The organism is Thermoactinospora rubra (assembly GCF_002093975.1).
In the GTDB taxonomy this organism is placed as follows: Bacteria; Actinomycetota; Actinomycetes; order Streptosporangiales; family Streptosporangiaceae; genus Nonomuraea; species Nonomuraea rubra_A.
In genome coordinates this window covers 44,499-71,094 of the sequence record NZ_KZ084335.1, presented here as the reverse complement: position 1 = coordinate 71,094, position 26,596 = coordinate 44,499, and the positions used below count along the sequence as shown (strand labels likewise).

Genomic DNA, 26,596 nt, shown 5'->3' with positions numbered 1-26,596 from the left:
ACATCCTCACTTTCTTTGTATCACCCGTACGGCGCGGCGGGTAAGTCCCTACTTATCGAGGGTGAAGACGATCTTCCCGAACAACTCGCCCTCGGCCATGGCGGCGAAGCCGTCGCGCGCCTGGGTCAGCGGCAGCGTCCGGTCGATGAGCGGGCGCACGCCCGTCTGCTCCAGGAACACCGCCAGCCGCTGGAGCTGGTCGCGGGTCCCCATGGTGGAGCCGATCACCGACAGCTGCAGGAAGAAGACGCGGTTGAGGTCGGCGGGCGGCACGGCCCCGCTGGTCGCGCCGGAGACGACGATCCGGCCGCCGGGCCGCAGCGACTTCAGCGAGTGGTCCCAGGTGGCCTGGCCCACGGTCTCCATCACCGCGTCGACGCGCTCCGGCAGCCGCGCCCCGGGCTCGAAGGCCCGGTCGGCGCCCAGCTGGAGGGCCCGCTCACGCTTCTCGGGCGACCGCGAGGTCACCCACACGCGGTAGCCGCCCGCCCGGCCCAGCGCGATGAGCGCCGTGGCCACGCCGCCGCCCGCGCCCTGGACCAGCACGGTCGAGCCGGGCTGCAGGCCGGCCTTGTCGAACAGCATGCGGTACGCGGTCAGCCACGCCGTGGGCAGGCAGGCCGCCTCCTCGAAGCTGAGCGCCGCCGGCTTGGGCACGAGGTTGCGCCTGGGCACGGCCACCCGCTCGGCGAAGGTGCCGTCGTGGACCTCCGACAGCAGGCTGCGGCGCGGGTCGAGCGTCTCGTCCGGCCCCTCGCCGATGACGGAGTGCACGATCACCTCGTTGCCGTCCTCGTCGACGCCGGCCGCGTCGCACCCGAGCACGATCGGCAACCGGTCCTGGCGGATGCCCACGCCCTTGAGCGTCCACAGGTCGTGGTGGTTGAGCGCGGCGGCCCTGACCGAGACGGTCGTCCACCCCTCGGGGGCCTTGGGGTCGGGGTGCTCGCCCAGGGTCAGCCCGGCGAGCGGGTTGTCGGGATCGGTCTGTGTGGCGGTTACGGCGAACATGGCCGCACCCTACTCGAGCCTGATCCTGAGGCCCTTGACCGCCTTGCCGACGAACTCCTCCGGGCCCGTGACGCCGATGTACACCCCGTCGCGGCACGCATGGCCGGCGGCGCTGACGGGCTCGGCCAGGACCGGGGGCTCCCGGATCGGCCGGGAGCAGCTCGGCACCGGCATGAGCACCACCATGCGGTCGGCGCTGGTGCCGAACCACAGCTGCGGCCCGGCCGCCTCCCCCGGCCCGGCCAGCCGCAGCGGCCGCCGCGCCGACAGCACCAGGTAGCCGTCGCCGGTGACGCGCCCCCTGAGGTTGCGGGCCCACGCCATGCGCTGCTCGAAGGTCAGGCCCAGCGGCCGGTCGTACAGCGCCAGCCGCCACGGGCCGAACGCGAACAGCAGCACCTGGCCGCCCTCGCCGCCCGCCTGCCTGGGCCACAGCGTGACGTTGCCGGTCATGCTCCTGATCGGCCGGCCGCCCTTGGTCACCTCGACCTCGCCCCCATACGGCGCGACCAGCTGCCGGAACTCCGGCTCATCGCCCTCCAGCCAGCCGCCCTGGGCGGGCCGCACGCCCAGCCGGTCCAGCCGCAGCTCGGCCGGGTAGCGGACGGTGGCGCGCCGCCCGTCGGGGAAGACGACGTCGATGAGGTGCGTGCGTCCCTTCACACGCACCTTGGGGGTGAGGATGTTCGGCTCGGCGGTGACGGTGGTGAGCGAGCCGATCGGCTGCGGCACCGGCTCGGGCATCTCGGGCGGCGCGTCGTCGCTGGCCACCAGTCCCACGACCGGGACGGCGACCAGCACCGCCAGGACCACGATGCCGATCACACGCTTCCGGCCCCGCGTGCCCGCCTCGATGACGTCGTCGAACTGCTCGCCCACGCCGGCCCGCCTCTCAGGGCCAGTTCAGTTGAGCGGGTGCCGCCAGCGCAAGCCCTCGAAGCGCGCGAAGTCCTTGTCCAGGGTCACGAATTCGCAACCGTGCTCGATGGCCAGCGCCGCGAGGTAGGCGTCGGGAACGAGGTTGCCCTTCGCGTTGACTTCGCGGCAAAGGCGCGTGAAGATCCCCCAGTGCCGCTCGGTCGCATGGACTACGACGGCATGCCGCTGGTTTCGCACCGTCGCCGCGAACTTCAGCGCCGCCTCCAGAGGATCGGGATTCCGGTAGACCCGCGGATTGGTCACCAGGCGCACGAACCCGTTGAGCGCGAAGTCGCTGACGGCGTAGGCGCGATCTCCGGTCACCATCTCGGTGACGATCTCGCGGCACCGCGCGTGTTCCTCCGCGTCGCGCCGGAAGGCGTTGACCAGGACGTTGGTGTCAGGCAGAAGCATCTGGCAGCTCCAGCCCGAAACGCTCGTGATCGTCCAGGTCCCACACGATGTGCTCGAGCTTGTCGCCACGAGCGAGGCGGGCGGCCACGTAGGGCGTGTATCCCGGCTCCGCGTCAGAGATGGGAAGCTCCACGCGCGGCCGTTGCGCCGCCTCCGCGGAGCGGTTGAGCAGCTGCCTCAAGGCATCCTCCACCACAGAGTTGAGACTTCGTCCTTGCCTGGCCGCATGCGCCTTCGCCTCGTTGAGCAACGCCTCGTCGATCCGCACCGTGGTCCTACGCATGACTCCAGCGTCGGCCAGTGACATAAAAATGTCAAGCACAGATAGTAGCGGACCCGTCACATCATCGCACAGGTTTTCTCATTACCAAGTCGTGACGTTGACCTTACCGTCCGTGACCAGCCGCACCCGTTGTCCGACGAGCTCCCGCCCCATGGCGTCCGCCATCAGGTCCGCCTGCCGTACCAGAGCATGAGCACGCGCCCCGCCCGGCAGGTCCACCACGACGATCCCCCGCTCCGGCCGCCCCTCCCGGTCGTGCGCCACCGTGTACCCGGCCACCGTCGCCTCCCCCTCGTAGCGGTCCACGAGGGGCACGGCGTCGGCCGCGAAGACCGGGGCGGCGTCGCCGAGCCGGCCGCCCGGCTCGCTCGACCACACCGCGTAGGCGTGCTTGGTCAGGTGCATGCCGACCGACGTGACCAGCCCGTGCCCGCCGTCGCGCAGCAGCGCCGCCATCGTCGCCGTCGAGTGCAGCACGTAGCAGCTGGAGGGCCCTCCGGCGTACGGCAGGCCGCCGGTGACGGTGAGCCCGCGCCGGTCCAGCGGGTCCAAGCCGATCGCGTCGCACGCCTGGCGGATCGCGACGGCGAAGCAGCTGTAGACGTCCAGCGCGTGCATGTCGTCCAGCCCGAGCCCCGCTCGCTTGAAGGCGGCCTCGGCGGCCGCGGCGATCGCCCGGCTGCTCCCCAGCGCCGGACGGGCCGCCACCTCCCAGGTGTCCTCGGCGTACGCCCACCCGCGCAGGTAGATCCGCTGCTCCCGCGGCACCCTCAGGCGGTCGGCCAGCCCCTCGCTGGCCAGGACCAGCGCCGCCGCCTGGTCGACCTCGATGACCGCGATGGTGTTCCTGGTGTACGGCCAGCCGACGAAGCGGTTGCGCGGCCCGGGGGTGACCAGTTCCTCGGCCGTCATGGCCGTGCGGCGCCAGGCGTGCCGGTTGGCGGCGGCCACCTCGGTCATCGGCGCCATGATGCGGCCGCGCTCGGCCGTCTCCTCCCCGATGGCCTGCCCCGAGGCGGCCCGGCGGGCGGTCTCCATGATCGCGTAGGTGTGCGCGGGCAGGAACAGCTCGTGCGCCAGCTCGGCCGGGTGGGGCGGGCGCTCCCAGCCGTAGGGCGGCTTGGGGTTCGCGGGATGGCTCCAGGGCACGTGCTCGCCCCTGTGGCGGTAGGTCCGGCGGGTGGCGAGCGCCTCGGCCCCCACGACCAGCGCCGCCTCCATCTCCCCCGCCGCGATCGCCCGCGCCGCCTCGCCGACGAGCAGCTGCGGCGCCGTACCGCTGACCTTGGAGTAGACCCGGTGGCGCGGGTCGGCGCCCAGCCGCTCGGCCAGGCGGCCGACCGGCGCGTCGTACTGCCAGGAGTCGCAGTGGACGACCTGGATCGAGTCCAGGCGGGCCGGTGGCAGGCGCGCCTCGCGGGCCGCCCGGCGGGCGACGCGCTCCCACAGGTCGAGCGGTTCCGGACCGGGCTGGTCGCGGACGGTCAGCTGGGCCGCGCCGATGAGACAGGGAGTGCGAGGGTCCATGCCGCCATCTAAGCAGAACAATCTTCCGGTGATAAGCGAGTGATTTCTGAAACCCCTGTTGCCGCTGTGCGGCCGGTGATTTATCCCACGCCCCTGCCAGCGGAAATACCATTTCGATATACATTCCCTTTTGTTATTTCAATAACAGAATGGAACCGTCCCAGACTTTTTCACGTCGTTTCGTGGATTGCCGCTTGCGCCCTTCGTTAGCGTCTCGCTCGTTTTCCTGGCCCATCCGGGGCGACAGTTCCCCGCTCTGGGCCGCCGAGAACTGGAAGGAGCTCCATGTACCCCCGAGCAAGACGCATCGCGATCCCCCTCGCCGGCCTGGCGGCGGCCGCCGGCGGGCTGGTCGCCGTGCCCGCCGCGAACGCCGCGGCGGACGACGACGTCGTCTCACGCAACGCCAGGACCACCGTCGAGCAGACGGTGACGTTCTGGACGCCCGAGCGGCTGCGCGCGGCCACCAACGCCGACGACGGCCTGACCTCCAGGGGCTCGTCCGGCTCGGCCGGGCGGCCCGACGGCCCTCCCGGCTCCGTCCCGCCGATCGGCCAGGAGGGCGGCAAGTCCGCCAAGGCCAAGCACGTCAACCTGCCCAACACGGTCGGCCGCGTCTTCTTCATCGACGGCGCCGGCAAGCCGCGCTACTGCTCGGCCACCTCGGTCCAGGGCAAGTACCGCAACCTCGTGGCCACCTCGGCCCACTGCGTCTACGACGTCAAGCACAACCAGTTCATGGACAAGTGGGTGTTCATCCCGTCCTACTGGGACGGCGACCACTGGTGGGAGGGCAAGGCCCCCTACGGCATCTACGCCGCCAAGACGTTCAACGCGCACGACGACTTCGTGGTGAAGGAGGACTTCGACTACGACTACGCCTTCGTCAACGTCTACAACGGCTACAAACTCGAATGGAAGAAGGTCGGCGGCAAGTGGACCGTCGAGCGCAAGCTCGTCGGCCGGCTCGGTGACAACGTCGGCGGCCAGGGCTTCACCTGGAACCGCAGCACCAAGGCGACCGTCTTCTCCTTCGGCTACCCGGCCGGGGAGCACCCCGACGGCGACAAGCCGTACAGCGGCCGGACCATGAAGTGGTGCTACGGCAAGACCGCGCCGATGCCGGCCGCGCCGAAGTACCGCATCGAGGAGCACGTGGGCTTCAAGTGCGCCTTCACCTCCGGCGCGAGCGGCGGCCCGATGCTCTACAACTACCGCAACTCCTCGCGGACCGGCTACCTGTACGGCGTCAACAGCGTCGCCTGGGACACCGACGGCAACGACCGCTACGACCACATCTCCTCGCCGTACTTCAACGGCGACACCTACAAGGTCTACAAGGCCGCGGCCAACCGGTGGACCGGCAACCCGCCGGCGCCGACGCCGTAGCTCCTTTCCCCGGGTCCGGGCCTTTCGGGGCCCGGACCCCCTTTGACGGCGTTTTTACCTTCCGTACGGCACGCTGATCAGATCACGGTCGCAGGTCTTCGTGTAACGAATCCCGATCCGAGCTGCACGACACGAGTTGATCTGGAAAAATCTCCCCTTACGGCGCGAAGGAAGGCAATTTCATGATCCCCCGGCTCAGGCGTCTCGCGGCGACCGCCATCGGCGGCGCGCTGCTGACGTTGCCTGCGCTCACGGGGGCCGCCATGGCCGCGCCGAGCGACGTGCTGACCGTCGACATGGCCAAGACCGAGGCCCAGATGAAGGCGGTCGCGGAGTACTGGAAGCCGGACCGGCTCAAGCGGGCCGAGAGCTCCGCCCCGGCCACGCCCGGCTCGCGGCCGAGCCCTGAGCCGAGCACCTCCGCCGGGTCGCAGAACGTCAGCCTCGCCGTGCCGCGCACGTCGGCGCGCGAGGTCGCCCCGGCGCTCCCGAAGGGCGGCTCGGAGGCGCGGACCTTCGGCAAGGTCTTCTTCCGCTTCGGCGACAAGGAGTACTGGTGCTCGGCCACCTCCGTGGCCGCCAAGAACCGCAGCGTCGTGGCCACCGCCGCGCACTGCGCCTACGACGTGCGCCAGCTCAAGCCGGCCGACTACTGGATCTTCGTGCCCAACCCCGGCCCCGACGGCTCCACCCCCGACGGCATCTACGTGGGCGCCTCGCTGAGCATCCACCAGGACTGGTCCGGCGCGGCCGACTACGACTACGACTACGCCTTCGTCACCGTCCACGAAGGCATCAAGTGGGAGCTCAAGGGCGGGCAGCTCACCATGACGCCCAAGGGCAGGCTCCAGGACAACGTCGGCGGCCAGGGCATCTCGGTCCTCAAGCGCTCGGCCAACTCCGTCCACGCCTTCGGCTACCCCGCCGGCCCGCAGCCCGACGGCAGCCGCCCCTTCGACGGGCGCAAGCTGGCCCAGTGCGCCGGCCGCACCTCCTGGGTCAAGGCCCCGGGGCTGGCCCTGCAGTACGGCCTGCAGGTGCCCAAGTGCGACTTCACCGCCGGCGCCAGCGGCGGGCCGTGGCTGCTGGGCTACGACGCGGCCAAGAAGCTCGGCCGGCTCAACGGCGTCAACAGCCTGACGTGGAACCGCGACGCCAAGGGCTCCTACGACGCGGTGTCCTCGCCGTACTTCAACGCCGACACCTTCCTGATCTACCAGTACGCCGCCGGCTCCGACGCGCGCTGAACCGATCACCCCACTCCCAAGATCACAGTAGTTTACGGGTGTCCGTCTTTACCGAACCTTGGGATTTGCTCACCGTGAAGACTGTGATGAAGCCTGTCAGGCGTGTCCTGGTCCCGGCGCTCGGCGGGGCCGCCGTGCTGGGACTCGCGGCCACCGGCCTCGCCGCTCCGGCCCACGCCGCGGGCGGCGTTACGGGCAGCGTCGCGGGCGGCCTCGCGCGCAGGGTCGCCGACGAGCCGATGGCGCGCGACGCCGGCCAGGCGGCCTCCGTCGCCGCCTTCTGGCTGGCCGCGAACGGCGCCGCCCTGCGGGCCGCCTCGGCGTACCGCTGGGACGCCGGGCAGGCCGGGAAGGTCGTCGCCAAGGGCGGCCCGTCCGCCGACGGCGGCCCGGGCGCCGTCGCCCCCCGCGGGGAGGAGCGCAGGCCGCTCGGCCGCGTCCAGAACGTGAACCTGCCCAAGACCATCGGCAAGGTCTTCTTCCTCGACGCCGCGGGCCGCCACCGCTGGTGCTCGGCCACCGCGGTCCAGTCCGGCTACCGCAACCTGGTCGTCACCGCGGGCCACTGCGTCTACGACACCGGCGGCCGCGACGTCATGGACAAGTGGATCTTCGTGCCGGGCTACTACGAGGGCAAGGCGCCCTTCGGCGTCTACGTCGGCAAGCAGGCGTTCACCCACGACGACTTCGTCGCCTACGAGGACCACGACCGCGACTACGCCTTCGTGACCGTCCACAACGGCATCCACTTCGACCGGATCGAGCAGGTGGACCGGCGGGAGTATGAGCGGTTCGCCGGGCCCAGGTGGAGCCGCGGCGGGCGGTACTTCGTGGCCTTGTCCAAGGACGCCGGACGGCTGGGCGACAACGTCGGCGGCCAGGGGCTGGCCTGGAACCAGGCGGCCGGGAGGGTGGTCAGGACCTTCGGCTACCCGGCGGCTCCGCACCCGGACGGCGACAAGCCGTACGCGGGGCTGACGCCCAAGTACTGCTACGGCAAGACCACGGGCAAGGCGCTGGGGGCCTCCTGGCTCAGGATCGAGGAGCACGTCGGGCTGAAGTGCGCGGTGACGCCCGGCTACGACGGCGGGCCCTGGCTGACGAGGTACGGCAACGCCCGGCGGCTGGGCTACGTCAACGGGGTGACCAGCACGTTCGCCGACCAGGACGGCAACGGGCGGATCGACATGGTCACCTCGCCGTACTTCGACGGGGAGACGGCGGCGGTGTACGAGGCGGCCAAGAGCGTGTGGTCGGGGAGGATCGTGGGCCCCAACGGGGAGCTGTATGAGTAGGCCCCTGCCCTGCCAGGAGAGGATCAAGGCCGACTTAGACGGAGCAGAGGCGCGTTTGGTGCCATGCGATGAGTGTGATTTGAGTCACAGAACAGGCGATCACTGACTGTGTACCCTCACTCACATCTCTCGTGACACAACCGTGACTTTCACCCTCTGTTCAGTGAAAACGTCATCCCTCTCACTGCCGACACTTTCTCTTCTGACAGATTACAGAAAGGTCACGGCGGTAAGGGCGGCTTCCCGATCATGAGAAAGGGCTGCCACCTGCAAAGATCCCCCAGGTATGTTCCTTGCTGTCCCTTTACTGACGCCTGAGGCGCATGTGACCGCGTCTCACGACAGAGCAAGGAGCAACCTCCCTTGAAGCGCATCCTCATCCCGGCCGGTGGCACCGTCATGGCTACCGGCCTGCTCGCCGCCGGCCTCGCCGGTACGGCCCAGGCCGCCCCGGACGTCGCCTCCGACCCGCTGGCGAAGAGCGCGGCGGTCGCCAAGGAGATCGCCGAGTTCTGGACCGAGTCGAACGGTGCCGCTCTCAAGGCCGCCACCGCCTCGAACGTCTGGGACAACGGCGACGTCACCCGCCTGAAGACCGCCGGCGGCTACACCCCCGACAGCAAGCCCGGCCTCATCGGCGCCCCCAAGGCCAACAAGTCGGTCAAGGTTCACAACGTGAACCTGCCGAAGACGATCGGCAAGGTCTTCTTCGTCAACGCCAAGGGCGAGAAGAAGTGGTGCTCGGCCACGTCGATCCAGTCGAAGTACGGCAACCTGGTCGCCACCGCGGGCCACTGCGTCTACGACCCGGCCCACAACACCGACGTCATGTCGAAGTGGGTGTTCGTGCCCGGCTACTACCAGGGCAAGACCCCGTGGGGCATCTACGTCGGTAAGCAGGCGTTCACGCACTACGACTTCGACGTGTACGAGGACTACGACCGCGACTACGCGTTCGTGACGGTCTACAACGGCATCAAGTTCTCGGACGCCACTCCCAAGCAGGTGCCGTTCTCGGAGTTCAAGAAGTTCGAGGGGATCAAGTTCGACAAGCAGGTCGAGATCTCCGAGGCCGAGTACACCAAGTGCAAGCTCGACCCGCACACCACGGACTTCTGCGACGTCAAGCCCGGAACGAATGACGAGCTCGCCGGCCCGAACCACCCCGAGGCCGTGGTGGACAAGGTCGAGGTCAAGAAGGAGACCTACGAGGCCGCCAAGGTCGGCAAGGGCCAGGGTTACAAGTTCGGCCCGCCCGTCACCGAGCACGTGACCAAGGACCAGTACGACAAGTACGAGGGCCCCGGCGAGAAGAAGGTCGACGAGGCGGGCAATTACACCATCACGCACTACTACGTGCAGAAGTGGTACAAGCCCGGCACCAAGACCAAGTACTACCGGACGCTCTTCTACATCGTCGACCTCAAGGCGCTCGACGCCGGCCGCCTGGCCACCAACGTGGGCGCCCAGGGCTTCGCCTGGAACCAGCCCACCGGCAAGTACCACCGCGTCTTCGGCTACCCGTCCCTGCCGCACCCCGACGGCAACAAGCCCTACACGGGCGTGACGCCGAAGTGGTGCTACGGCAAGACCTCCTCGAAGACCGTGGTCGCCCCGGCCAAGAAGATCGAGGAGCACGTCGCGCTCCGGTGCGCCATGACCGAGGGCGCCGACGGCGGTCCCTGGCTGTACCGCTACAGCAACGCCAAGCGCCTCGGCTACGTCAACGGTGTCACGAGCACGTTCGCCGACCAGGACGGCAACAACCGCATCGACACCATCACCTCGCCGTACTTCGACGGTGAGACGGCTGCTGTGTACCGCGCGGCGGCCAACGTCTGGTCCGGCAAGATCGCCGGCTGACGCCAGCTCTCTCTCCATCCCTCTCACACCGAAGGGGCCCGGTTCTCACCGGGCCCCTTCGGGCGTTCTGGGTGGTTTTTTGCTGGCCTTTGGACGCGTCGGAGGCCGATCTGGTGCCATCGGATGAATGTGATGTGTATCACACTCGAGCGTCACGCATCGTCACGGGTTCGCTGCAGTCACACTGGCACCACTGACACCATCCTTATGGTGATCAGCCCAAACGCCGCCCTTGCCTCCTTAGCCACGTAGGCACTCTGCGCCCATTTAAACATCACGAAACGGTCACGCTCCGACATGCCCCACCTTTTCCTGCCGAAGCGGCTTCCTGTTTCCAAGATCCGCGCTGTATGTTTCGTGGCATCCCTTTACTGACGCATGGGACGCAAGAGGCGTTCCACGACAGCGCAAGGAGTTACCTTGAAGCGCATCCTCCTCCCGGCCGGTGGCGCCCTGCTCGCCTCCGGCCTTCTGGCGGCCGGCCTGGCCAGCACGGCTCAGGCCTCCGGTGTCGTCGACACCAAGCCGCTGACTCCGAGCAGCAAGGTCGCTGAGGCGATCGAGTTCTGGTCCAAGGCGGAGGGCGCGGCCATGAAGGCCGCGACCGTCTACCGCTACGACTACAAGGAAGTCAACAAGCTCGTCCAGAAGGGCGGCTTCACCACCGACACCAAGCCCGGCCTGGTCGGCGCCCCCAAGCCGTCGGCCTCCAAGGTCCACAACGTCAACATCCCGAAGACGATCGGCAAGGTCTTCTTCGTTGACGCCAAGGGCGACCTGCGCTGGTGCTCGGCGACCTCCATCCAGTCGAACTACAAGAACCTCGTCGCCACCGCCGGTCACTGTGTCTACGACACGGCCGGCAACAAGGAAGTCCTCGACAAGTGGGTCTTCGTGCCCATGGCGTACCAGGGCAAGGCCCCGCTCGGCATCTACGTCGGCAAGCAGGCCTACGTCCACTACGACTTCGCCACCTACGAGGACTTCGACCGCGACTACGCGTTCGTGACCGTCTACGACGGCATCGGCGTGGGCCCCGGCACCCACAAGCAGGTCTCCTTCGAGGAGTTCAAGAAGTACCAGGGGATCAAGTACGACAAGCAGGTCGAGATTTCCCGGGACGAGTACCTGAAGTGCAAGCTCGACCCGGCGACCACCGACTTCTGCGACGTCGTCCCCGGCTCCAGCGACGAGGAGGCCGGCCCCGAGCACCCCGGTGCTGTGGTGGACAAGGTCGAGGTTTCCAAGGCCGTCTACGACGCCGCCAAGATCGGCAAGGGACAGGGTTACAAGTTCGGTGAGCCCATCACCGAGTACGTGACCAAGGCTCAGTACGACGCCTACCGGGGCCCGGGCGAGAAGAAGGTTGACGCTGTCGGCAACTACACCATCACGCACTACTACGTGCAGAAGTGGTACGTCCCCGGCAAGGCGACCAAGTACGTCAAGACGATCTTCTTCATCGTCGAGGGCATCGGCAAGAACGTCGGCAAGCTGGGTGACAACGCGGGCATGCAGGGCTTCGCGTGGAACCAGCCCACCGGCAAGTACGTGCGCGTCTTCGGCTACCCGGGCATCGAGCACCCCGACGGCAACAAGCCCTACACGGGCAACACGCCGAAGTGGTGCTACGGCAAGACCAGCGCCAAGGCGAACGTGATCTCGGCCCTCAAGGCCGAGGAGCTCGTCTCCCTGAAGTGCGCCTTCACCCCGGGCGCCAACGGCGGCCCCTGGCTGTACAAGTACAGCAACGCTCAGCGTCTCGGCTACGTCAACGGTGTCACCACCGCTGCGTTCGGCGACGTTGACGGCAACAACCGCTACGACACGATCTTCTCGCCGTACTTCGACGGTGAGACGGCGACTGTCTACAAGGCGGCCATCAACAACTGGTCGGGCCCGGCTTCCTGAGCCTCCCCACCAGCGGGATGAGGGTCCAAACCTCATCCTGACCCAGCACCACCCGAGGGGGCTCGGCTTCCGCCGAGCCCCCTCGGCCTTTTCCAAGCTTTCCCCGGCGACCCTCCCCAAGGTCACCCATAGACCCCCAGGGGACTCCTTCAGTAAAGGGATCGCAGTGAAGGGAAGAAGGTCCGGTCTTGGCAGAGAGGGCCGGACCTTCGCTTATGCCATAGACCAAACCAGCGGCGTCACACCGGGACGGACTCCGTTGCCTGTTCCGCGACCTGTTCGGTGAGTTCCCGCACCGGCCGCTCCTCCCGGTACGGCTCCAGCCGCCTGCGCACATCCGCCGCATATGTCCGCGTCCGAGCCGAGTGCAGCTCCCCCGCCAGCGCGAAGGCGTCGGCGGCAGCCGTACAGGCCTCCTCCAGCTCCCCACAGGCCACCAGGCCCGCCGACAGCAGCGACAGGTTGAACATCCGCCCCCGGACGTAACGCCCGTCCATGTCCAGCGACCGCCGCGCGAACGACACGCACCGGGCCCCGTCGCCCAGGTCCCTAAAGCAGTGCGCGAACTTCGCCGCTAGATACGCCTCGTCGAAGTACCCCAGCCACTCCGGCTCTTCGCCCACCACACGGGCGGTAAAGGCGTCCTCGGCCTCGTTCAGCGCCGCCCCGCAGGCCCGGGCGTCGCCCAGCCCCGCATGCGCGTGAGCCTCCAGCACGCACGCCGCGGCCACCAACGTCCCGTGTCCCGAACGGCTCGCGGACAGGTGCGCGGCCCTGGCCAGGTCCAGCGCGTGCGCCGGCTGGCCCATGTAGATCGCCTGGTGCGCCATCCCCGCGAGGATCTCGCTGCCCAGCGCGTGGTCGTCGGCGCCGCGGGCCAGCCGCAGCGCCTGGATGAAGTACCGCTGGGCCAGCCCGTGGTGCTCCATGTCGTAGGCCATCCACCCGGCCAGCCGCGTCAGCTCCGCGGCGGCGCCCGCGAGCGCGCGGCCGGTGGCCTCGCCGTAGGAGCCGTCACGCAGCAAGGGAGCGACGGCGGAGTCGAGGTACTTCACGACGGAGGAGCGGACGCGGCCGCTGCCGAAGCGGTTGTCGAGTTCGCCGAAGGAGCGCGTGACCTCGTGAATGGCGGCGATGTCGGCCTTGCCGACCTTGCGGCCGCCGCCGCCGGTCGGGCGGCTGTCCGGGGGCCTGTCGGGGGGCGAGGTGAGCCACCGCACGGCCCCCACCGAGCCCGCTCCGATGGCGAAGGTCGAGTCCAGCAGGAACCTGCGCCGCTCGACGTCCGCCCGCCACAGTGTGGTCACCGTCGCTACCCCCTCCCGCCATGTGTGCGTGAACTCCTGCCCGAGATGGAGGGGCGCAGTGATGGCCGGCATGCCGAAGTCCTCGGGACACACCGGCCGGCCGAGGCGCATCGCGAAGATCTCCGCCAGCAGGGCGGGGACGGGGTCGCGCGGGCGTTGGCCGCCGATCCAGCGCAGGACGGAGCTGTGGTCGTACTTCAGGCCCGGGATGCCCCGGGCGGCGCCCAGGTCGTTGAGGCGCCTGGCGAGCCCCTTGTGCGACAGGCCCGCGTCGGCGATGAACTGCCTGAGCTGGTGGTTGGGCTCGCGTTCCATCGCTCTCCTCGATGAGCCCTGACAGAGCGTCTCCGTTATAGCACAATGGGTAATCGATGTTTCGACTAACGGTAAAAGCCGATCCCCCTGTCCTAGGCTGGAACAGCCATTCCATGACCGTGGAGACGCCCATGACCGAGCCGTCTAACGACTGGTTCCGTGACTACAGGCCGCAGACGTGCTTGCTGACCGCTGAGGACTACGACAACCTCGACGAGGAGGTCTGCAGACGCATCGAGGTCATCGACGGCTTCATCATCTCGTGCGAGGCGCCGAGCCGAGACCACCAGAGAGCGGTGCGCCGGTTGGCCGATCTCGTGGAGAAGCACGCGCGGGCCGCGATGGCCCATGGCCACCCGTGCCTGGAAGTCGACTTCGATGTCGATCTGCGACTGCGGGACGTTCCTCTCTTCAACCTGCGTCCGGACGTCGTTCTCTACCGTTGCCTGGACCGCGGCAGAAACGAGCGGCTCAAGGCCGAACACGCACTTCTGGTCATCGAGGTCGTGTCGCCCTCATCCGAGACCAGGGACACCACGGACAAGGTGGGCGAGTACGCCAAGGCAGGCATCCCGAACTACTGGATCGTCTGGCTCGACACCACCGGGATCTCGACAATCGAGCGCTACCGCCTCGAGCGCGTGTCGAGGACCTACAAGCACATCGGCACGTTCATGAAGGACGAGGCGGGCGAGCCGCCCCTCATCACGAACCCCATCCCGATCACCATCGACTGGGACCAGCTGGAGTTCTGACGCGAACAAGCCGGCCGGCTCCGCCGTACAAGCTGATCGCGTACGGCGGAGCCGACCGGACGACTACGGGACTGCCGGATTACCGGATTACCTGCGCGCCACGCCGTCCAGGCGCGCCTGGGCGGCCACCGCCTCGGAGACCGCGGGCGCCACCCGGACGTCGAACGGGCTGGGGATGACGTAGTCGGCCGACAGTTCGTCGCCCACGACGGCGGCCAGCGCGTTCGCCGCCGCCACCTTCATGTTCTCGGTGATCTGCCGGGCCCGGACGTCCAGCGCGCCGCGGAAGACGCCAGGGAACGCCAGCACGTTGTTGATCTGGTTTGGGAAGTCCGAGCGGCCGGTGGCCACCACCGCGGCGTGCTTGCGCGCGGCCGACGGGTGGATCTCCGGCTCGGGGTTGGACAGCGCGAAGACGATCGCGTCGGGCGCCATGGAGGCGATCGCCTCCTCCGAGACGGTGGCGCCGGACAGGCCGATGAAGACGTCCGCGCCGGCCAGGGCCTGCTCGGTGGAGCCGGTGAAGCCCGCCTGGTTGGTGTCGCGGGCGAGCGCCTCCTTGAAGCCGTTCATCCCCTCGCGGCCGGAGTGGAGGATGCCCTTGGAGTCGGAGACCGCGATGTCGCCGATGCCGGCTTCGAGGAGGATGCGCGTGACCGCGACGCCCGAGGCGCCCGCGCCCGCGACGACCGCGCGCAGGTCGGCCAGGGAGCGGCCGGTGAGGCGGGCGGCGTTCTTGAGCGCGGCCAGCGTCACGATGGCGGTGCCGTGCTGGTCGTCGTGGAAGACCGGGATGTCGAGCCGCTCCCGGAGCCGGGCCTCGACCTCGAAGCAGCGGGGGGCGCTGATGTCCTCGAGGTTGATGCCGCCGAAGGACGGCGCGAGCCGTACCACGGTCTCCACCAGCTCGTCGACGTCGGTGCAGTCAAGGCAGATGGGGACGGAGTCGACGCCGGCGAACTGCTTGAACAGCAGCGCCTTGCCCTCCATGACGGGCATGGCGGCGGCGGGTCCGATGTCGCCGAGCCCTAGCACAGCGGTGCCGTCGGAGACGACCGCCACCACATTCGAGACCCAGGTGTAATCGTTGACGAGCTCCGGCGACTCGGCGATGGCCGTGCAGACACGGGCCACCCCGGGGGTGTAGGCGAGGGACAGGTCGTCCGCGTCGCGGACGGGGACGGTCGACCTCGTCTCCAGCTTGCCGCCCCTGTGCAGGGCAAACGCCGGATCGAGATCGAGAGTTTCAAGGGAGGTGACAGCCACAGCGACCCCTGTAGATCTTCGGACGGAAGGGACCTACGACGATGGAGGTGGTCGTCTCGCGAACAGGACGGGGGTCACCCGTTTCAGCATTGTGCCATACGGACAGAGACGGTTCCGTTGACACATTGTTAAATCCCCGGCGACAGACCGCTATCAGGACACGCCTAAACTGCTGAAATCCGCACGAAAAACACCTAGGAGGCCATCTTGAACCGCCGAACCATGGCCATCGGCACAGCGATCCTGACTGCCGCTCTGGCACTCACGGCGTGTGGCAGCCAGTCGTCGACCGGCGGCGGGTCGGACACCGCCCAGCAGGGACAGACCGCCGCGGGCGGCGCCAAGCTGGTCAAGCCTGGGAAGCTGACGACCTGCACGAACATCCCATACGAGCCGTTCCAGTTCAAGGACGCCAGCGGCAAGATCGTCGGCTTCGACGTGGACATCGTCGACCTCGTGGCCAAGAAGCTCGGCGTCACCCAGGAGATCGTGGACATCGACTTCGCGGTGATCAAGAGTGGCGCGGCGATGGCGTCCGGCAAGTGCGACGTCGCCGCGGCCGGCATGACGATCACCCCGGAGCGCCAGCAGAACATCACGTTCTCCGTGCCGTACTTCGACGCCACCCAGGCCCTGCTGGCCAAGAAGGGCACCGGCGCCAAGTCGCTGGAGGACGTCAAGGCCAAGGGCCTCAAGCTGGGCGCCCAGGCCAGCACCACCGGCCTGGACTACGTCAAGAAGCAGGGCTTCAACCCCAAGGAGTACGCCGACTCCGCCAAGGAGCTCCTCGCCCTGCAGTCCGGCCAGGAGGACGTCATCGTCCAGGACCTGCCGGTCGTGCTCACCTGGCTGAAGAAGCCGGAGATCGCCGAGAAGTTCGAGATGATCGCCAGCCTCGACACCGGTGAGCAGTACGGCATCGGCCTGAAGAAGAACGCCGACCCGGTCCTGCTCAAGACCATCAACGAGACGATCGAGCAGGCCAAGAAGGACGGCACCTACGACCAGATCTTCGTGAAGTGGTTCGGCAAGAAGCCCGGTGAGCTGGGTTCATGACCACGCCGAGCCCGACCGTGGCTGAGCCGGGTCCCGCCCGGCTCAGCCCGCGTAAGAAGCAGCGCATCATCAGGACCGTCCAGTACGTGGTGCTGGCCGCGGCCGCGATCTTCGTCGTCTTCTACGCGGACTGGTCCAGCCTGGCCGACAATTTCGCCAAGCCGGACGTCGCCGAGAAGGCGCTGCCCGATCTGTTCAGGATCGCCCTGAAGAACACGATCATCTACACGCTCGGCGGCTTCCTGCTGTCGTTCGTGTTCGGCCTGATCCTGGCCCTCATGCGGATCTCGCAGGTGCGCCCCTACCGGTGGATCGCGACGGTCTACATCGAGATCTTCCGCGGCCTGCCGGCGCTGGTGGTGTTCCTGATGATCACTTTCCTGCCGCTGGCGCTGCCCGGCTTCGAGGTGCCCGGCGGCACCTACGGCCAGGGCATCCTGGGCCTCGGGCTGATCGGCACCGCCTACCAGGCGGAGGTCTTCCGCGCGGGCCTGCAGGCCGTGCCGAAGGGGCAGACGGAGGCGGCCAGATCGCTGGGCATGTCGGCGGCCAGGGCGCAGTTCACGGTCGTCATCCCCCAGGCCGTCCGCATCGTCATCCCGCCGACGACCAACCAGCTGGTGGCCCTGCTCAAGGACTCCTCGCTGGTGCTGTTCCTGGGCGTGTCGGGCGAGTTCGTCGAGCTGGCGAAGTTCGGCAACGACCTGGCCTCCCAGTACTCCAACGCGACGCCCATCATGGTGGCCGGCCTGACGTACCTGATCGTCACGATCCCCCTCGGCTACCTGGCCACCAAGCTGGAAAGACGCAAGGGAGCCGGCCGATGACCCACGCCATCGAGGTCAGGGACCTGCACAAGTACTTCGGCGACAACGAGGTGCTCAAGGGCATCGACTTCACGGTCGAGCCGGGCCAGGTCGTCTGCGTCATCGGCCCCTCGGGGTCGGGCAAGTCGACCCTCCTGCGCTGCGTGAACCTCCTGGAGCAGCCGACCAAGGGCCAGGTCTTCGTGCACGGCCGCGAGCTGACCGACCCCGACGTCGACATCGACGCCGCGCGGCGCCACATCGGCATGGTGTTCCAGCAGTTCAACCTGTTCCCGCACATGACGGCGCTGCAGAACGTCATGATCGCCCAGCAGCGGGTGCTGAAGCGGAGCAGGAAGGAGGCCGAGGTCGTCGCCCGCGAGAACCTCGCCAAGGTCGGCGTGGGCGACAAGTGCGACTCCTATCCGGCGCAGCTGTCGGGCGGCCAGCAGCAGCGCGTGGCCATCGCCCGGGCGCTGGCCATGAACCCCGCGCTGATGCTGTTCGACGAGCCGACCTCGGCGCTGGACCCCGAGCTCGTGGGCGACGTGCTGACCGTCATGCGCAAGCTGGCGGAGGAGGGGATGACCATGCTGGTCGTCACCCACGAGATGGGCTTCGCCCGCGAGGTGGCCGACCGGGTGGTGTTCATGGACGGCGGCGTGATCGTGGAGGACGGGCCGCCCTCGCAGGTCATCGGCGCCCCGAAGCACGAACGCACCCGCACGTTCCTGCGCCGGGTCCTGCATCCCGAGGAGCGCTGACATCGCCGGTGGGTACGGCCGGGCCGTACCCACCGGCGCTCATCGGGTAATAGTTGCGTATGGAGCTCACCTCTTACGCCGAGCTGGCGGTCGAGCTGGTGAACGAGGGCGGCCACGAGGAGCTGGGCGCCGTTTTCGACGCGGCCGAGAAGGGCGCCGAGGAGGACGTGGTCGCGCGGCTCAACGCCCTGCTCGCCCACTCCCCCATGCGCCCCCACATCTCGGGGCACGACGGCGAGCGCTGGCACCTGCACCTGTCCGACGACCACGACAAGCTCGCCAAGGCCGTCATGGGCCTGGCGGTGCTGGTCACCATGCTCGGGCCCGACCGTCTCGGCCGCTGCCAGGCCGCGCCCTGCCGCAACGCCTTCATCGACGCCACGACCAACCGCTCGCGCCGTTACTGCTCCGAGCGCTGCGCCAGCCGCGCGAACGTGGCCGCCTACCGAGCCCGCCGCAAGGTCGCCCGCTGACGAACCCTCCTATCGCGCTCGCCCGCTCCGTCGCACGAGCGGCCAGTACCGCAGCACCACGCGCCCCACGACCTCGCTGACCGGCCCGAAGTCCCAGCTGTCGCGCCGCCCCGGCGCCCGCTGGTTGTCGCTCTCCAGCCACCAGCCGTCCTCGCCGCGCCACTGGGCCCGCTTGACGATCAGCCGGTCGGGGTCGCCGGGCAGCCGCGCCACGACGATGTCCCCGGGCCGGATCGCGGCGCCCCGCCGTACCAGCAACCAGTCCCCTGGATGCAGCGCGGGACGCATGGAGTCCCCTTCCACACGAACCCTCACGGGCCCAGAGTAAGGTCGTTACTGGACCAAGAGGAAAGGACCTTATCCATGCTCGGACGACTGTTGCGCCCCAAGCACGTGGTCTCGGCCCACTGCGACCTGCCCTGCGGCGTCTACGACCCGGCGCAGGCCCGCATCGAGGCGGAGTCGGTCAAGGCCATCATGGAGAAGTACAACGCCAACGAGGACCCGGTCTTCCGCACCCGCGCGCTGATCATCAAGGAGCAGCGCGCCGAGCTCGTCAAGCACCACCTGTGGGTGCTCTGGACCGACTACTTCAAGCCCAACCACCTCGAGCAGTACCCGCAGCTGCACCAGCTGTTCTGGGAGGCCACCAAGCTGGCCGGCGCCGCCGGCGGCAAGGGCCAGGTCGACGTGGCCAAGGCGGACGAGCTGCTCGCCAAGATCGACGAGATTGCCAAGATCTTCTGGGAGACCAAGGCCGCGTAGCGGCACAAACCGGCCCCGGGTGGTGTTTACCACTCGGGGCTTTTCCGCTCCTGGCGCGTCTCGTTCCGCCAACGACACCCCAGGGGCGGTAAGTTGCAGTCAGCGTCACCTATACGGCGCCACCCGAGACGGGCGCCGCAGCGAGGAGGAACGTGACCGAGGACACCACGACGCGCGTGGAGGGCAGTGGGGACAGCCCTGGCGCGATCCGCGACGTAGTCAGCGCGAGGCTGCCCGCGGCGAGCGCCTACCTGTCCGTGCTGCGCATGATCACCGCGGGTCTGGCCGCCCGGCTGGATTTCACCCTCGACGAGATCGAGGACCTGCGCATCGCCGTCGACGAGGCGTGCGCGATGCTGCTCAACGAGGCCGTGCCGGGCACCGACCTGCTGGCCGAGTTCGAGCTGGCCGGGCAGGAGATGCAGGTGCGAGTGGAGGTGGCCACCGTGGGGGCGACTGCACCCAAGCGCGACGACTTCGCCTGGATGGTCCTGACCGCGCTCGCCGACGACGTGGACGCGGTGACCGACTCCCCCGACCGCATGGCGATCGTCCTGCGTAAGCGCCGAGGCACGGCGAGGCCGGCGTGACGGAAAGGACTGGAGCCATGGCCACGAGCGAGCCCGCCGTGCCCGACCGGGTGCGCGCCCGCATGCTGTTCGCCGAGCTGGCCGAGCTGGGCCCCGACGAGCCCCGTCGCCAGCGCATCCGCGACGAGCTGGTGGAGCTGCACCTTCCCCTGGTCGAATACCTGGCGCGCCGGTTCCGCAACCGCGGCGAATGGCTCGACGACCTCACCCAGGTCGCCACCATCGGCCTCATCAAGTCGATCGACCGCTTCGACCTCAACCGCGGCGTGGAGTTCTCCACCTACGCGACGCCGACCATCGTCGGCGAGATCAAGCGGCACTTCCGCGACAAGGGCTGGGCGGTGCGCGTCCCGCGCCGCCTGCAGGAGCTCAAGCTCTCCCTGACCAAGGCCATCAGCGACCTGTCCCAGCGCGAGGGCCGGGCGCCCACGGTCGCCGAGCTGGCCGCGTACCTGAAGATGACCGAGGAGGAGGTGCTCGAGGGCCTGGAGTCGGCCAACGCCTACTCCACCGTGTCGCTCGACGCGCCCGACTCCGGCGACGACGACGCCCCGGCCGTGTCCGACTCGCTCGGCATCGTGGACGAGTCGCTGGAGGGCGTCGAATACCGGGAGTCGCTCAAGCCGCTGCTCGAACGGCTGCCGCCACGCGAGAAGCGCATCCTGCTGCTGCGCTTCTTCGGCAACATGACGCAGTCGCAGATCGCCAACGAGCTGGGCATCTCCCAGATGCACGTCTCCCGCCTGCTGGCGCGGACCCTGGCGCAGCTGCGCGAGGGGCTCACGGCGGAGGACTGACCCCCGGGGTCACTCGCCGTAGAGGGCCCGGGTCGTCGGCGGCGCCAGCAGGGCGACCAGTCCCACGAGGGCCGCCGCCACGATCGGCACGCCCACCGCGGGCCACTCCAGCAGCACCGTGCCGCCCACGGGGATCAGGAAGATCTGCGCCAGCACGCCCGGCGTCCTCCCCCACCGCTGGGCCTTCAGCAGCCCGCCCCACGCCACCCACAGCAGGCCCGCGCCGATGCCGAGCCCGAACACCGCCTCGGCGAGCGCGGCGGTGACCTCCCGCACCTGCCCGGTCACCGTGCTCACGGCCAGCCACACGCCCAGACCGGCCGCGACCAGCCCCTCCAGGGCGACCACCACCGCCGCAACCACCAAGCTCACCGGACGCTCCACGCCCGCAACGATATCTCTTCTTTCTTCCTGTACGGCGGAGCCGGGTTGCGCCCACCCGCCGCACTGGGCCGGGCCCTGTCCAGGGTGACGCTCACCGGGTGTGCATGGCCGGCCGCCGTTACGGCGTCTTCTTGGGCGATCGCCGTGGTTCCCACCCTGGGCGCTGTCCTCGTTGCGCCGGGCTCCGCCGTACCCCTTCCCGCTGCGACGGCGTCCCCTCGAAGTGGCACCGTGGTCAATCGTCGAGCGAGTCACCGATAACGCGACATACACCCCGCAATGAGCACACAGAACGCAATATTCCGAGTACCCAGCGTCAGAATGTTCCGCGTATTAAGGTGTTCCACGTGAAGCGGAACCCTACCAGCAGCGGAACACGCCTGCTGTACGACATGGAGACGTTCCTCCGGTCCACATTGCCAGACGACTGGCAGGTCGGTCTGGTTGTTCGTCCCGACGCCTTTGACGGGATCATCGAACTCACAGCGCCCGACGGAACACATGCGCGCCTCCTCGTCGCAACAAAGACCGCTGTCCAGCCTCGGGATGTTCCCTCGTTGCACGCGACGATGGAGCGCCGGCTTCCGAGCTTGCCCCCGCTGGAATGTGATCAAGGTGTTGTTCTCGCAGCGCCGTACCTTTCGCCCCGCGTGCGGGAAGTCCTCGCCGAGCTGGGGCTCGGGTGGTTCGACAGCACGGGCAACGTGCGGATGCGGCTGAGCCGGCCAGCACTCTTCCTTGATCGTCAAGGCGCTGATCGCGACCCGTTCGCCGTTCCCGGGGAAAGACGCCTGCGGTCGCTTCGCGGCCCAGGAGCGGCCCGCGTGGTCCGCGCCCTGATGGATGGGCGCGGACCCATCGGCGTGCGTGCTCTTGCCCAACGGGCCCAGGTTGGCGTGGCCACCAGCTCACGGGTGCTCGAACTGCTGACCAAGGAAATCCTGATCACCCGAGGAACCGATGGATCCGTCCAGGGCGTGCGGAAACGAGCGCTTCTCCGCCATTGGACGCGGGTCTACGGTCTAACGCGGTCCAACGCGGTGACGCCGTCGGTCGCCCTCCGCGGGCTCAACAGAACTCTGGCAGACCTGCGCCACTATCAAGGCCGCTACTCCCTGACCGGCAGCGCGGCAAGCCGGGCGTACTTGCCGGCCTCCCTCGCCCCCATCACGCCGCTCACCGTCCTGGCGATCTTCGTGGACGATCCGTTTGCCCTCTCACGAGAGCTCCGCCTGCGGCCGACCGAAGCCGGCGCCAACGTGCTCTTGGTCGAACCCTTCGATGAGGTCGTCCATGCGAACTCCGTCATCCGTGACGGGCTCAGGTACGCAAGTCCGAGTCAAACAGCGGCCGACCTCCTCACCGGCCCTGGACGATCCGCAGAAGAGGCAGAGCAGCTCTTGGATGTTCTGGCCGCAGACGATGAGGAGTGGGCACGATGAGGGCTGATTCGGCACCTGCTGAGTATGTTCTGGCCCGCTCGGTCCTCCTCGACGCACTGGCGGCCCTCGGCCCGCACATCGACGCGGTCGTCCTGGTCGGCGCCCAGGCTGTCTACCTTCACACCGGAGATGCGGACATCGCCGTGGCACCCACGACTACCGACGCCGACATCGCGTTGGCGCCCGACAAGCTGCGTGACGAACCCCTGTTGGAGGAAGCGCTGCGAGCCGCGGGTTCAGACCTGGGGTGAATCCCGGCACCTGGCACGGCAGGCTGGGCGTCGCCGTGGATCTGATGGTTCCCGACGCTCTCAGCGGGAGTGGTGGACGCCGCGGCGCCCGCATCCCCGTCCATGGAAACCGCGTCGCACGCCGCACGACCGGACTGGAAGCAGCTGTCATCGACAACAGCGAGCACACCGTCACCGGTCTGGCAGACGACGACGGACGCTCTTTCACCATCCGTGTCGCCGGCCCCGCAGCGCTCCTCGTGGCCAAGACGATCAAGATTGACGAACGGCTCCGGCAACCCGAGCGCTTGAGCCCCAAGGACAGCCTGGATGTTCTCCGGCTCCTTCAGAGTGTGGAGACCAACACGCTGGCGTTGCAGCTGACCCGACTCGCCGAGGAGCCTCTGTGCTCGGAAACCACACGCCAGGCGATCAGATCACTGCGGTCACACGGCACCAGCCCCGCCGGGCCGTACGCCACCATGGCCGCACAAGCGGCAGGGCCCTTGGCGGATCCGGATACGATCGCCGCCACCTTGGCGTTCCTGATCGAAGACCTGATGCTTGCCGTGGGTTCGCAGTGCCATTAGGCGGCAGCCGCCGACTACTCTGGGCGATATGCGGGCAATGCTCCTGGTCAATCCCAAAGCGACCACTACCAACTCTCGAACGAGGGACGTGCTGATCAGGGCGCTCGGGGCGGCCGTGGAGCTGACGGTTGAGCAGACCGGCTACCGAGGGCACGCGGCCACGCTGGCCGGCAAGGCCCACGCCAAGGGCTACGACCTCGTGGTCGTGCTGGGCGGCGACGGGACCATCAACGAGACGGCCAACGGCCTGCTGAACCCCGTGAACGGCGGCGGGCGGCCCATGCTCGCGGTCATCCCGGGCGGCAGCGCCAACGTGTTCGCCCGCGCGCTCGGCCTGCCCAACGACCCGGTCGAGGCCACCGGGATGGTGCTGGAGGCGCTGCAGGAGGACAGGACCAGGACGATCGGGCTGGGCCAGGCGTCGTGGGAGGGACGGCACCGCTACTTCACCTTCTGCGCGGGCCTGGGCTACGACGCCGAGGTGGTGCGGGCGGTCGAGGGCATGCGCGGCAACGGGCGCAAGGCCACGCCGGCCCGGTACGTCATGACGGCGGTGCGGCGCTACTTCCAGACCGACAGGCGGCATCCGGCCATGACGCTCACGGGCCCCGGCATCCCCACGGCCGAGGGGGTGTTCATGGCGATCGTGTCCAACACCTCCCCCTGGACCTACGTGGGGCCCAAGCCGGTGCTGCCGACGCCGTGGGCGAGCTTCGAGACCGGCTTGGACCTGCTGGCCCTGCGGCGGCTGGGCCTGCCGGCCGTGCTGTCGCTCGTGCGGCAGCTGCTCCAGGAGCGCGACACCTGGCCGAAGGGCCGTCACCTGGTTCAGCTGCACGACGAGGCGGAGTTCACGCTGGCCGCCGAGCGGCCCGTGGCCTTCCAGCTCGACGGCGACTACCTGGGGGAGCTCGAGTCCGTAACGTTCCGGTCTATCCCGAATGCGTTACAAATAGTGGTCTAAGTGGTTACATTCCGTCATTGTGTGACGTATTTTACAGCCATATCCGCCAAAACATCGCCGCTACCCCCTTGCGTGCACTGAGCGTGGCTGAAAGGCTCAACAGTGACGTCGGAACGTAGGACCTTTGAACGAAACCCCCAAGGGTCCGCCCCCGACGATCAAGGAACAAGCCCGGATCACCAGATTCGGGTGCCTGTTCGCACTCGTTAGTGAAAGTCTTCACAAAGTAGTGGCCGCACGGAGTCAAACCATCGACTCCATCTACTAAGGAGTGGACGCATGGACTGGCGCCACCGAGCCGCCTGCCGTGACGTGGACCCGGAGCTGTTCTTCCCCATCGGCAACACCGGACCCGCTCTGCTGCAGATCGAGGAGGCCAAGCAGGTCTGCCGTTCCTGCTCGGTCACCGAGGCGTGCCTGCAGTGGGCGCTGGAGTCCGGGCAGGACGCCGGCGTCTGGGGCGGCCTGAGCGAGGACGAGCGCCGGGCACTCAAGCGCCGCACGGCCCGGGCCCGCGCCCGCGCCAGCTTCTGACCGCACCGGCCGCGCTCGCGCCGACCCCCTGAGCGCCACCTCGCAGCGTCCTCGTCGGTTCCTGAGCGCACCGGCCGCGTCCACGTCGGATCCTGAGCGCACCCGCCGCTGAACGCCACCCCGCCGCGACCCGCGGCCCCGCCGTACGGTCACCCGACCCCGACCCCGAGCCGAGCCGGTCAGGCGGCCGGCAGCGGGATCGACAGGGTGACCGCGGTTCCCCCGCCCTCCCGCGGCTCGATCGTCAGCCGTCCCGACAGCTCGCCCTCCACCAGCGTCCGCACGATCTGCAGCCCCAGGCTCGTGCTGCTGTCGAGGTCGAAGTCCGCCGGCAGACCCCGGCCGTCGTCCCGCACGGACACCGTCAACCGCTCGCGGCGCGGCTCCCGTCCCGCGGGCGCGAACTCCGAGGTCACCACCACCTCCAGCCGCCTGGGACGCCCGTGCTGGAGGGCGTTCTGCAACAGCTCGGTCAGGGCCATCGCCAGCGGGGTGGCGATCAGCGACGGCAGCACCCCGAAGCTGCCCACGCGGCGCGGCGTCACCGCGGCCTCGGGCGCCGACACCTCGCCCGCCATCGCGATCACGCGGTCGGCGATGTCGTCGAAGTCGACGAACTCCTCGGGTGCGTGCGAGAGCGTCTCGTGCACGATCGCGATCGACCCGACGCGCCGGACCGCCTCCTCCAGCGCCTCGCGCCCCTCCGGGACCCGCAGCCGCCGGGCCTGGAGGCGCAGCAGCGCGGCCACCGTCTGGAGGTTGTTCTTCACGCGGTGGTGGATCTCGCGGATCGTGGCGTCCTTGGTCATCAGCTCGCGCTCGCGCCGCCGCAGCTCGGTCACGTCGCGCAGGAGCACCAGGGCGCCGATGCGCCCGCCGCCCACGATCAGCGGGATCGCGCGCAGCTGCACGATGGTCCCGCCCGACTCGACCTCGGTCTCCTTGGCCGCGCGGCCGCTGGCCACGATCATGAGGTCCTCGTTGATCGGCTCGTCGGAGTAGCACAGCTGGGCCGTCAGCCGCCCGAGCTCGGCCCCGACGAGGTCGGCGTGCAGGCCCAGGCGGCGGTAGGCCGACAGGGCGTTGGGCGAGGCGTAGGTGACCCGCCCGGCGCGGTCCAGGCGCAGCAGCCCGTCGCCGACGCGCGGCGAGCGCACCAGGATCGGCGGCTCACCGGCGAACGGGAAGCGCCCCTCGGCGACCATCTGCGCCAGGTCGGAGGCGCTCTGCAGGTAGGTGAGCTCCAGCCGGGACGGCGTGCGCGCCGACGACAGGTTGGTCGAGCGCTGGATGACGCCCAGCCAGCGGCCTTCGGCGTGCCGTACCGGGATGGTCTCCTCCCGCACCGGCACGCCCGTCGACCAGTCGGGGTCGCCCTCCCGGCAGATGCGGCGCTCCCGCCAGGCCGTGTCGATGAGGTGGCGCTCGCCCTGCTTGACGACCGTGCCGACGACGTCGTCGTGGTAGACCGTCGGGCCCGTCGTGGGGCGCATCTGGGCGACGGCCACCCAGCCGGCCTCGCCCGGCAGCGGCGCCCACAGGATCAGGTCGGCGAAGGACAGGTCGGCCAGCAGCTGCCAGTCGGAGACCAGCGTGTGGAGCCACTCGATGTCGGAGGCGTCGAGTGCGGTGTGGCGGACCGCGAGGTCGCTGAGCGTGGGCACGAGTGCATCATGCGTGTTGCCGCCCCGTATCTCCAA

At 68.9% G+C, this 26,596-nt stretch carries 28 protein-coding genes; 18 read left to right on the top strand and 10 right to left on the bottom strand.

Translation table 11 applies throughout. The features are described from left to right. Nucleotides 1-48 precede the first annotated feature (48 nt). The 5 genes from BSB02_RS14720 to BSB02_RS14700 all read right to left on the bottom strand — a co-directional run bounded on the left by BSB02_RS14720 (nucleotide 49) and on the right by BSB02_RS14700 (nucleotide 4,153). The gene (locus BSB02_RS14720) at nucleotides 49-1,011 is read right to left on the bottom strand and encodes a zinc-binding dehydrogenase (protein ID WP_084959357.1); all 963 of its coding nucleotides are present in this window, start codon (nucleotides 1,009-1,011) and stop codon (nucleotides 49-51) included. 9 nt (nucleotides 1,012-1,020) lie between these two features. Continuing rightward, the gene (locus tag BSB02_RS14715; RefSeq protein ID WP_084959356.1) at nucleotides 1,021-1,890 is read right to left on the bottom strand and encodes a hypothetical protein; all 870 of its coding nucleotides are present in this window, start codon (nucleotides 1,888-1,890) and stop codon (nucleotides 1,021-1,023) included. 24 nt (nucleotides 1,891-1,914) lie between these two features. Further along, nucleotides 1,915-2,343, bottom strand: coding sequence for a type II toxin-antitoxin system VapC family toxin (locus tag BSB02_RS14710; RefSeq protein WP_084959355.1), 429 nt, complete (start codon nucleotides 2,341-2,343; stop codon nucleotides 1,915-1,917). After that, nucleotides 2,330-2,626: a ribbon-helix-helix protein, CopG family gene (locus tag BSB02_RS14705; RefSeq protein WP_158088631.1), complete on the bottom strand. Its 297-nt coding sequence runs from the start codon at nucleotides 2,624-2,626 to the stop codon at nucleotides 2,330-2,332. The genes BSB02_RS14710 and BSB02_RS14705 overlap by 14 nt, the downstream gene beginning before the upstream one ends. Before the next feature lie 81 nt (nucleotides 2,627-2,707). After that, nucleotides 2,708-4,153 (bottom strand): acetyl-CoA synthetase, encoded by a 1,446-nt coding sequence (locus tag BSB02_RS14700; protein ID WP_084959353.1) that lies wholly within the window; start codon nucleotides 4,151-4,153, stop codon nucleotides 2,708-2,710. A 285-nt stretch (nucleotides 4,154-4,438) separates the two neighbouring features. Between BSB02_RS14700 and BSB02_RS14695 the strand changes: the two genes are divergently transcribed. From BSB02_RS14695 to BSB02_RS14675, 5 genes are all read left to right on the top strand, one after another. Beyond that, complete coding sequence (locus tag BSB02_RS14695; RefSeq protein ID WP_084959352.1) at nucleotides 4,439-5,542, top strand: trypsin-like serine peptidase; 1,104 nt, start codon at nucleotides 4,439-4,441, stop codon at nucleotides 5,540-5,542. 182 nt (nucleotides 5,543-5,724) lie between these two features. Beyond that, on the top strand, nucleotides 5,725-6,789 hold the full coding sequence (locus BSB02_RS14690) for a trypsin-like serine peptidase (protein ID WP_084959351.1): 1,065 nt from the start codon (nucleotides 5,725-5,727) through the stop codon (nucleotides 6,787-6,789). 86 nt (nucleotides 6,790-6,875) lie between these two features. Beyond that, nucleotides 6,876-8,084: a trypsin-like serine peptidase gene (locus BSB02_RS14685; RefSeq protein WP_084959350.1), complete on the top strand. Its 1,209-nt coding sequence runs from the start codon at nucleotides 6,876-6,878 to the stop codon at nucleotides 8,082-8,084. A 363-nt stretch (nucleotides 8,085-8,447) separates the two neighbouring features. After that, on the top strand, nucleotides 8,448-9,947 hold the full coding sequence (locus BSB02_RS14680) for a trypsin-like serine peptidase (protein ID WP_084959349.1): 1,500 nt from the start codon (nucleotides 8,448-8,450) through the stop codon (nucleotides 9,945-9,947). 420 nt (nucleotides 9,948-10,367) lie between these two features. Then, nucleotides 10,368-11,858, top strand: a complete 1,491-nt coding sequence (locus tag BSB02_RS14675) for a trypsin-like serine peptidase (protein WP_084959348.1) — start codon at nucleotides 10,368-10,370, stop codon at nucleotides 11,856-11,858. Between the two features lie 239 nt (nucleotides 11,859-12,097). Here BSB02_RS14675 and BSB02_RS14670 read toward each other — a convergent pair whose 3' ends face one another. Next, nucleotides 12,098-13,480 (bottom strand): NsdA family TPR-like regulatory protein, encoded by a 1,383-nt coding sequence (locus BSB02_RS14670; protein ID WP_084959347.1) that lies wholly within the window; start codon nucleotides 13,478-13,480, stop codon nucleotides 12,098-12,100. Nucleotides 13,481-13,611: 131 nt separating this feature from the next. Here BSB02_RS14670 and BSB02_RS14665 point away from each other — a divergent pair, with 131 nt between their 5' ends. Next, nucleotides 13,612-14,235, top strand: a complete 624-nt coding sequence (locus BSB02_RS14665; protein WP_084959427.1) for a Uma2 family endonuclease — start codon at nucleotides 13,612-13,614, stop codon at nucleotides 14,233-14,235. A gap of 87 nt (nucleotides 14,236-14,322) precedes the next feature. Here BSB02_RS14665 and BSB02_RS14660 read toward each other — a convergent pair whose 3' ends face one another. Further along, nucleotides 14,323-15,501: an NAD(P)-dependent malic enzyme gene (locus BSB02_RS14660; RefSeq protein WP_084959346.1), complete on the bottom strand. Its 1,179-nt coding sequence runs from the start codon at nucleotides 15,499-15,501 to the stop codon at nucleotides 14,323-14,325. A 207-nt stretch (nucleotides 15,502-15,708) separates the two neighbouring features. On the opposite strand from BSB02_RS14660, the gene BSB02_RS14655 reads away from it, so the two are divergent. The 4 genes from BSB02_RS14655 to BSB02_RS14640 are packed head-to-tail and all read left to right on the top strand — an operon-like array spanning nucleotide 15,709 to nucleotide 18,600. Beyond that, nucleotides 15,709-16,557 (top strand): ABC transporter substrate-binding protein, encoded by an 849-nt coding sequence (locus tag BSB02_RS14655; RefSeq protein WP_240506420.1) that lies wholly within the window; start codon nucleotides 15,709-15,711, stop codon nucleotides 16,555-16,557. Continuing rightward, the gene (locus BSB02_RS14650; protein WP_084959344.1) at nucleotides 16,554-17,384 is read left to right on the top strand and encodes an amino acid ABC transporter permease; all 831 of its coding nucleotides are present in this window, start codon (nucleotides 16,554-16,556) and stop codon (nucleotides 17,382-17,384) included. Before BSB02_RS14655 ends, BSB02_RS14650 begins: the two co-directional genes overlap by 4 nt. Then, nucleotides 17,381-18,127, top strand: a complete 747-nt coding sequence (locus BSB02_RS14645; RefSeq protein WP_084959343.1) for an amino acid ABC transporter ATP-binding protein — start codon at nucleotides 17,381-17,383, stop codon at nucleotides 18,125-18,127. Before BSB02_RS14650 ends, BSB02_RS14645 begins: the two co-directional genes overlap by 4 nt. A 59-nt stretch (nucleotides 18,128-18,186) precedes the next feature. Continuing rightward, nucleotides 18,187-18,600 carry a CGNR zinc finger domain-containing protein gene (locus BSB02_RS14640; protein ID WP_084959342.1) on the top strand — a complete coding sequence of 138 codons (414 nt, stop codon included), beginning with the start codon at nucleotides 18,187-18,189 and terminating at the stop codon, nucleotides 18,598-18,600. Nucleotides 18,601-18,609: 9 nt separating this feature from the next. Here the strand turns inward: BSB02_RS14640 and BSB02_RS14635 are convergent, their stop codons facing one another. Beyond that, nucleotides 18,610-18,915: a S24 family peptidase gene (locus tag BSB02_RS14635; RefSeq protein ID WP_084959341.1), complete on the bottom strand. Its 306-nt coding sequence runs from the start codon at nucleotides 18,913-18,915 to the stop codon at nucleotides 18,610-18,612. 48 nt (nucleotides 18,916-18,963) lie between these two features. Here BSB02_RS14635 and sodN point away from each other — a divergent pair, with 48 nt between their 5' ends. The 3 genes from sodN (at nucleotide 18,964) to BSB02_RS14620 (ending at nucleotide 20,752) form a co-directional block, all read left to right on the top strand. Then, nucleotides 18,964-19,365 carry a superoxide dismutase, Ni gene (gene sodN, locus BSB02_RS14630; RefSeq protein ID WP_084959340.1) on the top strand — a complete coding sequence of 134 codons (402 nt, stop codon included), beginning with the start codon at nucleotides 18,964-18,966 and terminating at the stop codon, nucleotides 19,363-19,365. A 152-nt stretch (nucleotides 19,366-19,517) separates the two neighbouring features. Next, entirely contained in the window at nucleotides 19,518-19,955 is a 438-nt protein-coding gene (locus BSB02_RS14625; RefSeq protein ID WP_084959339.1) for an ATP-binding protein, read from the top strand. A 17-nt stretch (nucleotides 19,956-19,972) separates the two neighbouring features. Then, nucleotides 19,973-20,752, top strand: coding sequence for an RNA polymerase sigma factor SigF (locus BSB02_RS14620; protein WP_206184696.1), 780 nt, complete (start codon nucleotides 19,973-19,975; stop codon nucleotides 20,750-20,752). 9 nt (nucleotides 20,753-20,761) lie between these two features. Here the strand turns inward: BSB02_RS14620 and BSB02_RS14615 are convergent, their stop codons facing one another. Next, nucleotides 20,762-21,124, bottom strand: a complete 363-nt coding sequence (locus BSB02_RS14615) for a hypothetical protein (protein WP_240506419.1) — start codon at nucleotides 21,122-21,124, stop codon at nucleotides 20,762-20,764. 359 nt (nucleotides 21,125-21,483) lie between these two features. Between BSB02_RS14615 and BSB02_RS39595 the strand changes: the two genes are divergently transcribed. From BSB02_RS39595 to BSB02_RS14595, 5 genes are all read left to right on the top strand, one after another. After that, a complete protein-coding gene (locus BSB02_RS39595) occupies nucleotides 21,484-22,578 on the top strand; it encodes a hypothetical protein (RefSeq protein WP_143590665.1) in 1,095 nt (364 codons plus the stop codon). Continuing rightward, on the top strand, nucleotides 22,575-22,829 hold the full coding sequence (locus BSB02_RS41445; RefSeq protein ID WP_206184695.1) for a hypothetical protein: 255 nt from the start codon (nucleotides 22,575-22,577) through the stop codon (nucleotides 22,827-22,829). Before BSB02_RS39595 ends, BSB02_RS41445 begins: the two co-directional genes overlap by 4 nt. Continuing rightward, nucleotides 22,826-23,398 (top strand): hypothetical protein, encoded by a 573-nt coding sequence (locus BSB02_RS14605; protein ID WP_206184694.1) that lies wholly within the window; start codon nucleotides 22,826-22,828, stop codon nucleotides 23,396-23,398. Before BSB02_RS41445 ends, BSB02_RS14605 begins: the two co-directional genes overlap by 4 nt. Before the next feature lie 28 nt (nucleotides 23,399-23,426). Next, nucleotides 23,427-24,362 (top strand): diacylglycerol/lipid kinase family protein, encoded by a 936-nt coding sequence (locus BSB02_RS14600; RefSeq protein ID WP_084959336.1) that lies wholly within the window; start codon nucleotides 23,427-23,429, stop codon nucleotides 24,360-24,362. A gap of 279 nt (nucleotides 24,363-24,641) precedes the next feature. After that, nucleotides 24,642-24,896: a WhiB family transcriptional regulator gene (locus BSB02_RS14595; RefSeq protein ID WP_084959335.1), complete on the top strand. Its 255-nt coding sequence runs from the start codon at nucleotides 24,642-24,644 to the stop codon at nucleotides 24,894-24,896. A gap of 179 nt (nucleotides 24,897-25,075) precedes the next feature. On the opposite strand, the gene BSB02_RS14590 is transcribed toward BSB02_RS14595, so the two are convergent. Next, nucleotides 25,076-26,560, bottom strand: coding sequence for a PAS domain-containing sensor histidine kinase (locus BSB02_RS14590; RefSeq protein ID WP_084959334.1), 1,485 nt, complete (start codon nucleotides 26,558-26,560; stop codon nucleotides 25,076-25,078). Nucleotides 26,561-26,596 lie beyond the last annotated feature (36 nt).

Excerpts from the sequence above, each read along its gene's own strand:
- BSB02_RS14720 (WP_084959357.1), bottom strand. The coding sequence starts at position 1,011 with ATGTTCGCCGTAACCGCCACACAGACCGATCCCGACAACCCGCTCGCC.
- BSB02_RS14710 (WP_084959355.1), bottom strand. The coding sequence starts at position 2,343 with ATGCTTCTGCCTGACACCAACGTCCTGGTCAACGCCTTCCGGCGCGAC.
- BSB02_RS14705 (WP_158088631.1), bottom strand. The coding sequence starts at position 2,626 with ATGCGTAGGACCACGGTGCGGATCGACGAGGCGTTGCTCAACGAGGCG.
- BSB02_RS14700 (WP_084959353.1), bottom strand. The coding sequence starts at position 4,153 with ATGGACCCTCGCACTCCCTGTCTCATCGGCGCGGCCCAGCTGACCGTC.
- BSB02_RS14695 (WP_084959352.1), top strand. The coding sequence starts at position 4,439 with ATGTACCCCCGAGCAAGACGCATCGCGATCCCCCTCGCCGGCCTGGCG.
- BSB02_RS14690 (WP_084959351.1), top strand. The coding sequence starts at position 5,725 with ATGATCCCCCGGCTCAGGCGTCTCGCGGCGACCGCCATCGGCGGCGCG.
- BSB02_RS14685 (WP_084959350.1), top strand. The coding sequence starts at position 6,876 with ATGAAGCCTGTCAGGCGTGTCCTGGTCCCGGCGCTCGGCGGGGCCGCC.
- BSB02_RS14670 (WP_084959347.1), bottom strand. The coding sequence starts at position 13,480 with ATGGAACGCGAGCCCAACCACCAGCTCAGGCAGTTCATCGCCGACGCG.
- BSB02_RS14665 (WP_084959427.1), top strand. The coding sequence starts at position 13,612 with ATGACCGAGCCGTCTAACGACTGGTTCCGTGACTACAGGCCGCAGACG.
- BSB02_RS14650 (WP_084959344.1), top strand. The coding sequence starts at position 16,554 with ATGACCACGCCGAGCCCGACCGTGGCTGAGCCGGGTCCCGCCCGGCTC.
- BSB02_RS14645 (WP_084959343.1), top strand. The coding sequence starts at position 17,381 with ATGACCCACGCCATCGAGGTCAGGGACCTGCACAAGTACTTCGGCGAC.
- BSB02_RS14640 (WP_084959342.1), top strand. The coding sequence starts at position 18,187 with ATGGAGCTCACCTCTTACGCCGAGCTGGCGGTCGAGCTGGTGAACGAG.
- sodN (WP_084959340.1), top strand. The coding sequence starts at position 18,964 with ATGCTCGGACGACTGTTGCGCCCCAAGCACGTGGTCTCGGCCCACTGC.
- BSB02_RS14620 (WP_206184696.1), top strand. The coding sequence starts at position 19,973 with ATGGCCACGAGCGAGCCCGCCGTGCCCGACCGGGTGCGCGCCCGCATG.
- BSB02_RS41445 (WP_206184695.1), top strand. The coding sequence starts at position 22,575 with ATGAGGGCTGATTCGGCACCTGCTGAGTATGTTCTGGCCCGCTCGGTC.
- BSB02_RS14600 (WP_084959336.1), top strand. The coding sequence starts at position 23,427 with ATGCGGGCAATGCTCCTGGTCAATCCCAAAGCGACCACTACCAACTCT.
- BSB02_RS14595 (WP_084959335.1), top strand. The coding sequence starts at position 24,642 with ATGGACTGGCGCCACCGAGCCGCCTGCCGTGACGTGGACCCGGAGCTG.